Below are 13553 nucleotides of genomic sequence, written 5' to 3'. Positions count from 1 at the left end.
GCGGGCCGCCCGCCACGGTCACTTTCGGGTCGGTGACGGTGACATTGCTCAGCGTCACGGCGCCGGTGTTGATGACGGTGAAGGCATACTCGATGGTGTCGCCGACGCTCACACCCGGGGTGCCATCTTCGTCCTTGAGCGTCGCGGTTTTGACCAGCGCAATCCCCGGCGTGGCGGTGAAGCTGTAGTCGGTCGCATCATCATCGGTATTGCCGTCGCCATCATCCCCATCATCGCTGACATCGCTGATCGGCGTGCCGCCCGAATGGGTGGCGGCGACGGTGGCGGTGTTCGACAGCCCGCCCGCATCCACATCTTCGGCGGTCAGCGTATAGCTGGCGGTGAAGCTGGTTTGGGCGCTGGCGGCAAGGCTGGCCACACTGGCGGGGCTAAAGCTCGCCGCGCCAAAGCCCGCGATCACCGTGCTGTCGGCGCGGGTCATGGTATCGGCGCTGATCGTCACATCGCTCAGCGCAACCGTGCCGGTATTGGTGACGGTCACGGTCCAAGTGAGGGTATCGCCAATGCTGGGGCCGGCAATCGTATCGAGATCGGTCAGCGCAACGGTTTTGACCGCCGTCAATCCGGCACTGTCATTATCATTGATCGTGCCCGCGCTTTGCACGCCGTCAATCGCGAGCGTGTAGCCTTCGGCCCCTTCGACCAGCTCATCTTCCGCCCCGGCCAAGGTGAGGGTGAAGCTGGATACCCCGGCAGGCACGCTGAGCGTGCTGCCCGAGAGCGTGACGCCATCGGAAAAGCTGAAGCTGCCGTAATCGGCGGCGGTGGTGGTGCCATCGGTCAGCGTCAGGGGAAAGGTTTGCGGGGCCGCGGTGGGGCCCGACAGTGTGACCAGATGGGCGAGCGCCGTGCCCTCGGCCTCGGTCGCATCGCCCACGGTGCTAATGGTTACGCTGGGCGTGCTGTCATTATCGGTTATCGTGCCGCTGCTGGCGATCCCGCCGACCGACAGGCTATAGCTTTCGTCGCTTTCGATATCGCTGTCATCGATGCTGGGATAGGTGACGGTGAAACTGGTCACGCCCGAGGGCACCGACAAAAGCCCGTTTGACAGGGTGACGCCATTGGAAAAGCTGGGGCTGCCCAGATCGGCATCGCTGGTGGTGGTGTGGCTGCGGGTGAAATTGATCACCTCGGTGCCCAAGGCCGCGCCCGAAAGGGTGACAGTATGCACCAGATCATTGCCCTCGATCACGGTGGGGCTGGAAACCGTGGCAATATGGGCGAAGTAGCTGTCAAGCTGGCCCGCAATCGCCGCGCCATCGGCATTGGCCGAGGTGGCGACGGTGCCAAAGGATTGATAGGCCGCGTCGTAGGTGGCGGCGTCGCCGATCACTACCAGAACATAGGGCCCGTAGGAATTGTAAAGCGCCGTGCCCGGGTCAAGCACAAAGGTAACCGCTGAGATCGTGGAGTTGCCGGTGGGCGCGCGGCGGGCAAAGTATCCGGTGCTGCCATTGGCGCCACAGAAAAAGGTATTGGCGCAGGTGATCTTGCCATAAAGCACGCCCGAGGAGAGCGAATTGACAAAGGTCGCATTGTCCGGGTTCGAGGTGAAGCGCGCCGGTGTGCCGGGCGATACATCGCTCAGCGGAAGGTCGATGTCGATATTGCCGGTCGAGGAGCTGGCCCAATAAAGTTCGAGCAGATCAAAGGACGCGGCTTTTGACGATCCTGTGAACGAGAAAACCAAAACGGCTGCAAAACAAACCTGCGACAGCCAACGCAGCAGAATCGAGTTTTTCATACGGGACACTCCGGACACACCGGCCCGCGTTTAGGTTCAGAATCTTAATAAATTTCTCTATATCTGCGGCGGCCTGTCGCATTTTTGAGCCGCCGCTTTCTTTGCGGCTCTCAATCTAGCCGCGATGCACGTTCAACGGCCCCCAGCTTTGGCTGACCGGCATGATTTCAATCGCATTGATGTTGATATGCGCGGGCAGCGCCGCAACCCAATAGACGGTTTCGGCAATATCTTCGGGTTGCAGCGGGTCCGCGCCCGCATAAAGCTTGTCATAGGCGGCCTGATCGCCGCCGGTGCGCACCAGCGTGAATTCACTTTCCGAAAGCCCCGGCTCGATCGAGGTGACGCGCACCCCCTTGCCCGACAGATCCGACCGCAATCCAAGCGAGAACTGGCGCACGAAAGCCTTGGTGCCGCCATAGACATTGCCGCCCGGATAGGGCCAATGCGCGGCGATCGAGGCGAGGTTCACCACCAGCCCGCGCGTTTCGATCAACCGATCCAGCAGGAGCCGGGTCATCGTGACAAGGCCGGTGATATTGGTGTCGATCATCGCCTTCCAATCGTCCAGATCGCACTGTTGCGCGGGGGCGGTGCCACGGGCGAGCCCGGCATTGTTGATCAGCGCATCGATGCGCGCAAAGCTGGCAGGCAGGCTTTCGACGGCGGCTTTGGTGGCGGCCTCGTCGCGGATGTCAAAGCACAAAGGATGTGCGATCTGCGGCCCGCCAAGGGCCTGAACCAATGCGTCGAGCCGGTCTTGGCGGCGGCCGGTGACGATCACCTTCCAACCTTCCGACACGAAACGCCGCGCGATGGCATCGCCAAAACCGGCCGTGGCGCCGGTGATCAGGGCAGTCTTTTGCATGAATATCTCCGTTCGTCGGGCCTCAGCCAAGCGCTTTGGTGTAAAACACCCGGTCATAGCCGTCTTCGCGGCCGCGCCCGGTCTCGGTGAAGCCAAGATGGGGGTAAAAGGTCTGGTTTTCGGTCATCTGCTGGTTGGTGCACAGATCAAGCCGGGGCAGGTGCTTGCGGCGCGCCTCCTCTTCGGCAAAGGCGATCAGCGCACGGCCCAGACCTTTTCCCTTTGCCTCGGGGCGCACGGCAAGCGCATCAACATAAAGATGATCGGGGCGGGTCAGCAATACAATATAGCCAAGGAACTGGCCACATTGACCAAGCGCCACAAAGGCCTCTTGCGCGGCGACATGGGCGGCAAAATCGGCCCGCATCGGTGCCGGGTCACGGCCAATCGCGGCGCTGTAGCGGCCAAAGGCCAGCCGGGCGCAGGCGGCGATCTCTGCCACATGCTGCATCTCGGCCAGCCGTATGGTGGGGGCGGGACGGTCGGTCACATCCGGCCCTTCCATGGCACGATCCGCCGTTCAAGCGCGCGCATCGCCAGATCGAAAATCCATGCAATCGCGCCAATCAAGATGATGCCCACGAGCACGGTGGAGGTTTGCAAAAACTGGCTGGCCGAAAGCACCATATAGCCAAGCCCTTGCGTCGAGGCGACCATTTCGGCAGCCACCAGCGTTGTCCAGCCAAAGCCCACGCCAATGCGCAACGAGGTCAGGATCTCGGGCAGGGCGGCATGCATGACCACCTCGCGCAGCACTTGCGCACGGGTGGCGCCCAGCGAATAGGCGGCGTGGATTTGCTCAATCGCGACCGAGCGCACCCCGGCGCGCGCACCAAGTGTCACCGGCGCCAGCACCGCCAGAAAGATCAACAGCACTTTCGAGGTTTCGCCAATGCCGAACCAGATGATCATCAGCGGCAGGTAGGCCAGCGGCGGGATCGGGCGGTAAAACTCCAAAAACGGGTCAAACAGGCCCCGCATCACCGGGTTCATCCCCATTGCCAGCCCCAAGGGAATGCCGATCAGGCAGGCAAGCGTGAAGGCAGCAAAGACCCGTCCGGCCGAGACCAGCACATGCAGCCACAGCGGCGCGCCGGTATAGCCCGTGTTCAAGATGGCGATGAATTTTTCCACCACTTGCACCGGCGAAGGCAGGAACAGCGGCGCAACCAGCCCCGCCATGTTGACCGCCTGCCAGACCAAAAGCACCACCGCGACCGCGGCAATCGAAATGCCGACGGTGCGGCCTTCGCCCGGCACGCCATAGGTTTGGCCGGGTTTGGTGGGTGCGGCGCGCAACAGCCGCGTCAGGAACGCGCCGGGCGCGGTCGGGGCGATGGGTTTTGGGGCCTCGGCGGTCGAGATGTCGGCGGGCGGCGGGGTGTCGGACTGGGTTTCAAAGCTCATGCTGCTTGCTCCTCGTCGGCGAAGATGATGCGCAGCACGGTTTCGCGCATCTCGATGAAATCGGGCGAGGCCTTGACCTCGCGCGCTGTTTGCCCGGCCAGAAAGCGGCGCGAAAACGGCAGATCGAAGCGGTGGGTGATCCGGCCCGGACGGGGCGACATGACAATGAGCTTGGTGCCCATGAACAGCGCCTCTTCGACGCTATGGGTGATCAAGAAGACGGATTTGTTTTGTGATTGCCAGATGTGCAAGATCAGTTCCTGCGCGCGTTCGCGGGTCAGCGCATCCAGCGCGCCCAGCGGTTCATCCATCAGCAAGATGCGCGGATCGGCGGTGAGTGCGCGGCCAATGCCCACGCGCTGCTGCATGCCCCCCGACAGCATGTAAACGGGCGAGGTTTCAAACTCCTCCAGCCCCAAAAGCGTCAAGAAACGGCGCGCCACGCCATAGCGTTCCTCGCGGCCCACGCCTTGCAATTTCAGCCCGAAGGCAAGGTTGTCGATGACATTGAGCCACGGCATCAGCGCATGTTTTTGAAACACCACCGCGCGGTCGCGGCCTGGGCCGGTGATCGGCGCGCCATCCAGCCGCAACTGGCCGAAACTTGGCGCCAAAAAGCCCGCGATCAGGTTCATCAAAGTGGATTTCCCGCAGCCCGAGGCGCCAAGCGCCACGACAAATTCGCCCGGTCCGATCTCTAGGTCGATATTGCGCAGGGCCTCGACGGCATCGGTGCCCTCGCGGCCGGGGTAGAAGACAGAGGCGCGGTGAATTTCCAGCATGGTCTCACTTTCGGTCAGAGAGGGCGGCGCCCGTTTCGGGGCGCCGCCTTTGGCGTTACTCGGAGATCGCGGCCTCAACCGGCGCAAGGGTGATGAATGCGCTGTAATCCTCGGCCACGGTGTCGATCCGCCCCGCCGCCTTGAGGAATTCCGCCGTCGCCTTGACCGAGCTGGCCAAGCCGCCCCCCAGCCAATCGGGCCCCGCTTGATCGGCGGCGGGCATGAAGGTGTAGCCCGCCAAGATCGCGGGCACCTGCGCGGGGTCTGCACCGGTGGCTTCGGCAATCGTCATCACCGGGGCGCTCTCGGCCGTCCACGCGGCCGGATCGGCCAGATAGGCGGCATCGGCGGCGGTCGTCACTTTGACGAAGCCTGCCACGGCCTCGGGATGTTCGGCGGCGAAATCTTTGTTCACCACCCAGCCGTCAAAGGTCGGATAGCCCCATTTCGCGGTTTCATCCGCGCCCACGATCCGGGTGCCGTTTTCCAGCAAGCTCGATTGCGCCGGGTCCCAGATGAAGGCGGCATCGATCGCATCTTGGCTCCATGCGGCGACGATTTGATCGGGCGGCATGTTGAGGATCGTCAGATCGCCCTCGGCAATGCCCGCATGGGCCAGCGCGCCCACCAAAGAGAAATGCGCGGTCGAGCCGACGGGCACGGCAACGCGTTTGCCCTTCAGGTCTTCAAGGCTTTCGATCCCCGCGCCATCGCGCGCAATCAGGCTTTCGGCGGTGCCGATCACGCCCGACAGCATGAACAATTGCGCCGGAACGCCTTGGCTTGCGCCAATGGCAAAGGGCGAAGACCCCAGCGCGGCCAGTTTCACATCGCCCGAGGCCATCGCGGCGATCACCTCGGTGCCCGAACCGAATTTGCGCCATTCGATTTCATAGCCCATCGCCTCGTCATAAGCGCCGGTGCCGACCTCGGTCATCATGGGCAGCGGAATGCCGAAATGGCCGATGATCAGCTTTTCGGCATGGGCAAGGCCCGTGGCCGACAGCAGACCGATCAGTGAAACGCTCAGCCGCAGGGCGGTTGTCTTGATCATGGTTTTCCTCGTCTGTTGGGGTTGCGGCCTGTTGTCCGGCCTTGGGAGGGGCCCCCGGCGGTGGCCCGCCGGGGCGTTTTGTTCGTGGTGGCTTTATCCGTGGTGGTGTTTAGGGGGTGGCCTTCGCAAGTGCGTGGTCAAGGGTTTCCAGAATGCGCGTCATCTCCGAGGGGCCAACGATCAGCGCCGGGCTCAGGCATAGGGTATTGTTGAAGCTTTGGAACGAGCGCGAGGTTTTGCCGATGATGACCCCCTCGGCATCGCACGCGCCCACGACCCGTTCCACAAGCGCTTCGGCCAGCGGTTCTTTCGTGGCCCGGTCGGCCACAAGTTCCAGCCCGCAAAACAGACCCTTGCCACGCACGTCGCCGACAATCGCGTGCTTTTCCTTAAGGTCTTGCAGCCCGTCCAACAGCACCGCGCCCATCTTGCGGGTGTTGTCCAGCAGACCTTCATCTTCGATGATGCGCATGTTTTCCAGCGCCGCCGCCGGGCCTGCCGTGCAGCCGCCAAAGGTAGAAATATCGCGGAAATAGCTCATCGGATCGTCGGGGTCGCTGCGGAACTGGTCAAACACCTCTTCGGTGGTGATCAGGCACGAAATCGCCGCATAACCCGACGCCAATCCCTTGGCGGTGGTGACAAAATCGGGCTTGAGGCCATAATGCTGATAGCCGAACCATTCGCCGGTGCGCCCCATCCCGCAAACCACTTCATCTATGTGCAGCAAGATGTTGTATTTTTTGCAGATTTCCTGCACGCGTTCCCAATAGCCTTTGGGGGGTGTGATGACGCCGCCGCCCGCCGTGATCGGCTCAAGACAGAGTGCGCCCACCGTATCGGGGCCTTCGCGCAAGATTACCTCTTCGATCGCATCGGCTGCGCGGGCGCCGTAGTCTTCGACATCCCATTGCTTGCGGTATTCAAGGCAATGCGGCACCGGAATGAACCCGTCGGGGAAGGGGCCATATTGGTCTTGGCGTTGTTCTTGCCCGCATGCCGCCAAGGCCCCCAGCGAGGTGCCGTGATAATCGCGCTCGCGGTAAAGGATCTTCCACTTGCGTCCGCCATGGTGCTTATGCGCGATCTGGCGCACCATCTTGAAGGCCTTTTCATTCGCCTCGGAGCCGGAATTGGCAAAGAAGACCCGGCTCAGCCCCGGCGTCTTTTCCACCAGCCGCTGCGCGAATTGCGCCGCCGGCACCGTGCCCGCTGAGCCGGCGAAATAGTTGATCTTGACCAGTTGATCGCGCACCGCATTGGCGATGCTTTCGCGGCCATAGCCGACATTGACCGTCCAGACCCCGCCCGAGACGGCATCAAGGTAGTCGCGCCCGTTCTGGTCCCACACGGTCATACCCTTGCCTTCGACCAGAATTCGCGGGTCGCGGCTGTCCAGCACGGCATGCTGAAACAGGTGATGCCAGACATGGGCGCGGTCGGCTTCGACCGTGGCGCTGATATCGTTGATCTGACGGCCGTCCATTTTGGGTCCTTTCCTCGGCACTGTCCGCTGCTGCGGTGTGACCCGACAAAAGCACTGACCTAATGCGTGCCAACAGGGCCACCCCGGGGCAACCGATGGGGCCAGTTTGTGCGCTGCTTCACGGTCTGGCCCCATAAATGGGCCGCAATCATGCGGGGGTGCTAAAAAATGAGGCAAATGGTGAAGCGCGGGGCAGAGTGGGGGCCGCAGACTTGCCCAGACGGTCTTTCCAGCAAAGAAGGGGGCACCCTCATCGCTTCCCCCTCAGGAGCCCATGCAGATACTGCCCGTCACCATCGATCGCACCAGCGCCGAGCCGCTGCAACGGCAGTTGCGCCGCGCGCTGATTGCCGCGATTCATGAGGGCAAGCTGGTGCCGGGGCAAAAGATGATTTCCTCGCGCGCCTTGGCGCAAAAGCTCGGCGTGGCACGCAACACCGCCACCGCCGTTTATGATGAGCTTGTCGCGCGCGGTTATCTGGAGGCGCAGCCCCGGCGCGGTTGCTTTGTCGCGGCGCGCGGGCAGGGGGGCGCACGCCCGGTGCAAAACGCCTCTGTCGTGGATTGGCAGGCGCGCGTGGCCGCGCATCCCTCGCGGCTCAATCACATTCGCAAGCCAATGAATTGGCAAGATTATTCCCATCCTTTCATCTTCGGGCAGGTCGATCCGGGGCTGTTTCCGCTCAACGCATGGCGGGCGTGTTCGCGCGATGCTTTGGGGCGCGCTTCGGCCAATTGGTGGGCGGCGGATCGCGCGGTCGAAGATGATCCGATGCTGATTGAACAGATCCGCACCCGGATCCTGCCCGAGCGCGGCATCTATGCCCGGCCCGAAGAAATCTTGATCACCTTGGGCGCGCAGGAAGGATTTTACCTGATGGCGCAGCTTCTCGCGGGGCCGGGCCGCAAGGTGGGCTGCGAAATGCCGGGCTATCCCGATGCGCGGTTTATTCTGGAACTGTCCGGGGCCGAAATCGTGCCGCTGCCCATCGATACGGGCGGCGCGCGCATCGCCCCCGGATCGGGGCTTGATCTGGCGGTGCTGACGCCGGGCGCGCAATGCCCCACCATGCTGGTGATGCCCGAACCGCGTCGCGATGAAATTCTGGCCCGGGCCAGTCAGGATGACTTTGTGATCTTGGAAGACGATTACGAGGGGGAGGTATCCTTTTCGCCCGATCTGTCGCTGAAATCGCGCGACCGCGATGGGCGGGTGATCTATCTGGGCACGTTGTCCAAAGTTTTGGCGCCCGGGGTGCGGGTTGGTTTTCTGGTGGCGCCCGAACCTTTGGTGACCGAGGCGCGCTGGCTGCGCCGTCTTGTGCACCGGTCTGCCCCCCTTAACAATCAGCGCACGGCGGCGATCTTTCTGGCCGAGGGGCATTATATGGCGCTGGTGCGCAAGCTGCGCGCCGCCCATGCCGAACGTTGGTATCGGGTGATGGAACATCTGCCCAGGCTTATGCCCAGCTTTCGCCTGCCCGACCCCTGCCATGGCGGTTCCAGCATTTGGCTGGAATGTCCCGAGGGGGTGGATGGGCGCGCGCTCTTGTCCGAAGCCTTGGCCGAGGGGGTGCTGTTCGAAAGCGGCGATCCTTTCGTGCATGCCGATCAGGCGGGGCGGTTCTTGCGGCTTGGGCTGTCGCTCATTGAAACCGAGGCCATCGTGCCGGGCCTGCGCAAGCTTGGGCAAATCGCCGAGCGGCTGGCGGGCTCTGGCTCCATCGAATGCGGGGCGCTGGCCCCACCGGGGCGCCATGCCGCGCGTTAGGTCTAAAGCGCCAGACGGAGCGCCCAATGCCAGACCCCACCACTTTGTTCGTGATCCTCGCGGTGAGCGCGGCCGCCTTTTTGCGTGGGCTGGCGGGGTTTGGCTTTGCGCTGGCGGCGGTGCCGATCCTGTCTTTGGTCTTGCCGCCTTTGCAGGCGGTGACGCTGGCGATCTTGCTGCAACTGCCGATTGGCGGGCTCGATCTGGTGCAATTGCACCGCAAGGTGCATCGCCCCTCGTTGATCCGGCTGACGCTCGGTTCGGTGCTGGGCACGCCTTTGGGGCTTTGGGGGCTGACCGCGCTCAGCCCCGATGCGGCCCGGGTGCTGATCGGCGCGCTGGTGCTGCTGGGACTTGGGTTGATGCTACGCTACAAGCCCGCCCAGCCGCACCCGCATGGCGGGCTGGCGCTGGCGGCGGGGGTCGCATCGGGGGCGTTTTCGGGCTTGGCGGCGATGCCCGGCCCGCCGGCGGTGGCCTATTACCTTGGGGCGGGCACAACGTCGGCGCAAACCCGCGCCTCGCTTTTGCTGTTTTTCTTCGCGGCGTCCGCCATGGCCGTGCCGGGGCTGTGGCTGGCGGGCGCGATCGATGCCGCCGCAGTGCAGCTTGCCGTGCTGACCTTGGGGCCGATGCTTTTGGGCACATGGGCCGGTGGGCGGGCCTTTGCCCGGCTCGAACAGGCCCAATACCGCAAGCTGGCGCTGGCGATCATGGCGCTGTCTGCGGTGCTGGCCGGGGGACGCGGGATCATCGCCTGGATCTGATCGTGCGCGATGCGTCGCCCGGTGGTTTGTCTTTCCGCGCAAGCCGGTTGCCAATTGGCCTGCGCGCATGCATGCAAAATAAGACCCGCGCCCGGAGATCACCCGATGACTGAAACCGAACCCTTGGTGCCGCCCGGCGCCGCTTTCTTTCCTGTCAATGCGCCGGGGCCGACGCGCAAATATGCCTTCGTTCTGGTGCCGGGCTTCACGCTTTTGGCGTTTTCCTCGGCGGTGGAGCCCTTGCGGATTGCCAATCAACTGTCGCAGCAGCCGCTTTACCAATGGCGGCTTTTGTCCGATGGCGGCAAGGCGATCACCGCCTCGTCGGGGATTTCGGTTTGCACCGATGGGCCGCTGGCCCCCCCGCCGCGCGACACGCGGCTATTTGTTTGTGCGGGCAATGCGCCGCGCGCCGCCGCCGCCCCGGCCATTGTCGCGCTGGTGCAGCGCCATGCGCGCTTTGGCGGCACGGTTGGGGGCATCTGCACAGGTGCTGTGGCCTTGGCCAAGGCGGGGCTTTTGACCGATACGCCCTTCACGCTGCATTGGGAAAACCAGCCTGCCTTTTGCGAGGATTTTCCCGAACTGACGCCCTGCGCCTCGATGTTTGAAATCACGCCGCGGCTGATGACCTGTGGCGGCGGTGCGGCCTCGACCGATATGATGATCGCGCTGATTGCCCAAGACCATGGGGCGGAATTCGCCGCGATGGTGTCCGAGATGTGCCTGCGCAAGGTGATGGTCGGCGAAGAGGGGGCGCAGCGTTCGCCGCTCTCGGTTTTGCTGCGGTCACGCAATCCGGGGCTGATTGCGATCGTGGCGCGGATGAAGGCGCATCTGGAAGATCCGCTGCCGCTTAGCGAATTGGTGCGCGCCTCGGGCTATTCGCGCCGCCATGTGGAGCGGATGTTCTTGTCGGTTCTGGGGGAAACGCCGGGGGATTTTTACCGTGGCCTGCGGCTCGATCACGGGCGCAATCTGCTGTCCACCACCGATATGCCGCTGATCGAGGTGGCGGTGGCTTGCGGTTTTTCCACCGTGGCGCATTTTTCCAAAAGCTTCCGGGCACGGTTCGGCATGGCGCCGACGAAATTCAACCGTAGCCGCAAACGCTAAGCCCCGGCGCCCGGTGCGGGCCGGGGCCGCTTTCCGCCTGTGTTTCGGCGAAGCTGGGCGCTTTGCGCGCCCGCGCCCGCAAAGCCGAACCCGATCTTTTGCGGGGTTTTCGCAGCGCGGCGGAAACGGGCGGATCGGCAAAGATGCGCACAGTTTGGATGGTCGGCGCGTTGACATGTGCGTCATCGCCAAGAATTCGGTTTACAATGTCTCGGTTTGGCCTAGTGATGGCAAAGCCCTTGTTCCCGTAAACACCCGGATCGACGATGAGATTGCTGCGTTCCTTGACCGCGAGCCCGCATGGCCCAGCCCTTGAATGGGGCGGCAGTCTGGCCGTGTTTGCGGTTGCCCTTGGTTTGCGCGCGATGCTGGAGGGGCGGCTGCCACCGGGCTATCCGTTCTTGACCTTTTTTCCGGCCGTGTTCTTGACCGCGTTTTTCCTGTCCACGCGGGCGGGGATTGTGATGGCCTGCGTCTGTGGGCTGGCGTCGTGGTTCTTTTTCGTGATGCCGGAATACAGTTTCGCCTTGGATTTGCATGGCGGTATGGCGATGGGCTTTTACCTGTTCATCGTGGTGAGCGAATTGCTGGTGATCGCGCTGATGCGGCTGGCGCTGCACAAGCTAGAGGATGAACGCGCCGACTGGGCGCGGCAGGCGCAGCAAAACACGCTGATGTTTCATGAATTGCAGCATCGCGTGTCGAACAATTTACAGGTGATCGGGTCGATCTTGCGGATGGAAGAACGCAAGGCGGGCGATCTGGCGGCGAAAAAGGCGCTCAATACCGCGGCGGCGCGACTGGGGGTGATTGCTTCGCTGCAACGCCAATTGCACGATCCGCGCCGTCAGGTGACCGAGATCGGCGCGCTGATGCAAAATGCTTTGCCCGAAATCGTTTCCGCCGCGAATCTAAGCGACCGGGTGCAGCTTGATTATGACCTGATGCCCTTGCCGGTGCATGCCGAACAGGCCACGCCGGTGGCACTGATCGTCGTGGAAATGGTGTCGAACGCGCTGGAACATGCGTTGGACGGGCAAGAGCGCGTCACGATCCGGCTTACCACGCGCCAAGAAGGCGAGCAGGCCCGGATCGAGATTGCCGATGACGGCATCGGGCTGCCCGAGGATTTCGACCCGGAAAATCCCAAAAGTCTTGGGCTGCGACTGGCGCGGCAATTCGCGGGCCAGTTGGAGGGCGATCTGTCCTTTGCCCCGCGTCCGGGCGGCGGCACGCAGGTGACGCTGATCTTTCCGCCTAAACCGGCAGAAGAGGGCTGATCGGGCCCAAAGACCAGACCCGGCGGATGGTTTGGGCGCCGATGGTATGGGCGTAACGTTCCCAGGTGTGATGGGCGCATGAAAAAGCCCCGGGTTTGCCCCGGGGCTTTCGTGTGATCTGTCGCGCGGCTTACAGTTTGCCAGCGCGTTGTTGGATCATCATGAAGGTGTCGTAGTTGTATTCCGCCACCTGCGCCCAGAGATAGTGCTCGGCGCGGAACTCTTTGATCGAGCCCCAGATCTTCGCAAATTGCGGGTTGTCGGCTTCCATCTCGGCATAGACCTCGTTGGCGGCCGCGAAGCAGGCTTGCAGGATTTCTTGGCTGAACGGACGCAGTTGCGCGCCATTGGCCACCAGCGTTTTCAGTGCCTTCGGGTTCTTGTAGTCGTATTTTTGCAGCATATCGGCATCGGTCGCTTGCGCGGCTGTGCGCAGCAGCGATTGATAGGCCGCCGGAAGTCCCTCGAACGCTTCCTTGTTGAACATGAAGTGGACGGTCGGGCCGCCTTCCCACCAGCCGGGGTAATAATAATAGGGCGCGACTTTATAAAAGCCGAGCTTTTCATCGTCATAGGGGCCGACCCATTCGGTCGCATCGATCGTGCCTTTTTCCAGCGCGGGATAGATGTCGCCGCCGGCGACCTGCTGCGGCACAAGGCCCAGTTTTTCCATCACCTTGCCGGCGAAGCCGCCGATGCGCATCTTGAGGCCTTTGAGATCCTCGACCGAGTTAATTTCCTTGCGGAACCACCCGCCCATCTGCACACCGGTGTTGCCGCCCGGGTAGCCGATCAGGCCATGGGTGCCCAGGAATTCGTTATACATATCGATGCCGCCGCCATGGTATTGCCAGGCGTTCATGCCGCGCACCGAAAGCGCGAAAGGCACGGTCGACCCCAGTGCCCAGGTCGGGTCTTTGCCCCAGTAGTAGTAGCCCACGGTGTGGCTGGCCTCGACGGTGCCCGAAGCGGTTGCATCCATCGCTTGCAGGCCCGGCACCAGTTCGCCACCGGCAAAGACTTGGATCTGGAAATTGCCGTCGGTCGCGTCCGACACCATTTTCGACAGCACTTCGGCGCCGCCATAGATCGTATCGAGCGATTTCGGGAAGGAGGAGGTCATCCGCCAGGTGATCTTAGGCGCCGCTTGCGCCAGCGCGGGCGCGGCAAGCGTGCTGGCAGCCGCGCCGCCCAGCGCAGCCTTGGTCAGAAATGAGCGACGATCCATAGGGTCTCCTCCCGTGCGTTTCCGTC

12 protein-coding genes are annotated in these 13553 nt (G+C 63.0%); 4 read left to right on the top strand and 8 right to left on the bottom strand.

Annotated features, from left to right (window positions below; translation table 11 throughout):
* The 7 genes from CKO11_RS04595 to CKO11_RS04565 form a co-directional block, all read right to left on the bottom strand.
* The coding region (locus CKO11_RS04595; protein ID WP_223633455.1) for a hypothetical protein at window positions 1-1768 on the bottom strand (1768 nt) is incomplete at its 3' end.
* A 115-nt stretch (window positions 1769-1883) separates the two neighbouring features.
* Window positions 1884-2636 carry an SDR family NAD(P)-dependent oxidoreductase gene (locus tag CKO11_RS04590; protein WP_223633452.1) on the bottom strand — a complete coding sequence of 251 codons (753 nt, stop codon included), beginning with the start codon at window positions 2634-2636 and terminating at the stop codon, window positions 1884-1886.
* Window positions 2637-2658: 22 nt separating this feature from the next.
* Window positions 2659-3141, bottom strand: coding sequence for a GNAT family N-acetyltransferase (locus tag CKO11_RS04585; RefSeq protein WP_223633449.1), 483 nt, complete (start codon window positions 3139-3141; stop codon window positions 2659-2661).
* Complete coding sequence (locus CKO11_RS04580; protein ID WP_223633446.1) at window positions 3123-4043, bottom strand: ABC transporter permease subunit; 921 nt, start codon at window positions 4041-4043, stop codon at window positions 3123-3125. Before CKO11_RS04580 ends, CKO11_RS04585 begins: the two co-directional genes overlap by 19 nt.
* On the bottom strand, window positions 4040-4825 hold the full coding sequence (locus tag CKO11_RS04575; protein ID WP_223633444.1) for a taurine ABC transporter ATP-binding protein: 786 nt from the start codon (window positions 4823-4825) through the stop codon (window positions 4040-4042). The genes CKO11_RS04580 and CKO11_RS04575 overlap by 4 nt, the downstream gene beginning before the upstream one ends.
* Window positions 4826-4880: 55 nt before the next feature.
* Complete coding sequence (tauA, locus tag CKO11_RS04570) at window positions 4881-5879, bottom strand: taurine ABC transporter substrate-binding protein (RefSeq protein WP_223633442.1); 999 nt, start codon at window positions 5877-5879, stop codon at window positions 4881-4883.
* 109 nt (window positions 5880-5988) lie between these two features.
* Complete coding sequence (locus CKO11_RS04565) at window positions 5989-7365, bottom strand: aspartate aminotransferase family protein (RefSeq protein ID WP_223633440.1); 1377 nt, start codon at window positions 7363-7365, stop codon at window positions 5989-5991.
* A gap of 274 nt (window positions 7366-7639) precedes the next feature.
* On the opposite strand from CKO11_RS04565, the gene CKO11_RS04560 reads away from it, so the two are divergent.
* The 4 genes from CKO11_RS04560 to CKO11_RS04545 all read left to right on the top strand — a co-directional run bounded on the left by CKO11_RS04560 (window position 7640) and on the right by CKO11_RS04545 (window position 12299).
* Window positions 7640-9136, top strand: a complete 1497-nt coding sequence (locus CKO11_RS04560; protein WP_223633438.1) for a PLP-dependent aminotransferase family protein — start codon at window positions 7640-7642, stop codon at window positions 9134-9136.
* Window positions 9137-9162: 26 nt separating this feature from the next.
* Window positions 9163-9903 (top strand): sulfite exporter TauE/SafE family protein, encoded by a 741-nt coding sequence (locus CKO11_RS04555; RefSeq protein ID WP_223633436.1) that lies wholly within the window; start codon window positions 9163-9165, stop codon window positions 9901-9903.
* A gap of 105 nt (window positions 9904-10008) precedes the next feature.
* On the top strand, window positions 10009-11019 hold the full coding sequence (locus CKO11_RS04550) for a GlxA family transcriptional regulator (protein WP_223633434.1): 1011 nt from the start codon (window positions 10009-10011) through the stop codon (window positions 11017-11019).
* Between the two features lie 266 nt (window positions 11020-11285).
* Entirely contained in the window at window positions 11286-12299 is a 1014-nt protein-coding gene (locus tag CKO11_RS04545; RefSeq protein ID WP_223633432.1) for a sensor histidine kinase, read from the top strand.
* A 130-nt stretch (window positions 12300-12429) separates the two neighbouring features.
* Here CKO11_RS04545 and CKO11_RS04540 read toward each other — a convergent pair whose 3' ends face one another.
* Window positions 12430-13527 (bottom strand): TRAP transporter substrate-binding protein, encoded by a 1098-nt coding sequence (locus CKO11_RS04540; protein WP_223633430.1) that lies wholly within the window; start codon window positions 13525-13527, stop codon window positions 12430-12432.
* Between the last annotated feature and the right edge of the window lie 26 nt (window positions 13528-13553).

This window comes from Rhodobacter sp. TJ_12, from assembly GCF_020023995.1.
Taxonomy (GTDB): domain Bacteria; phylum Pseudomonadota; class Alphaproteobacteria; order Rhodobacterales; family Rhodobacteraceae; genus Rhodobacter.
This window is presented reverse-complemented; position numbering and strand designations above follow the sequence as displayed.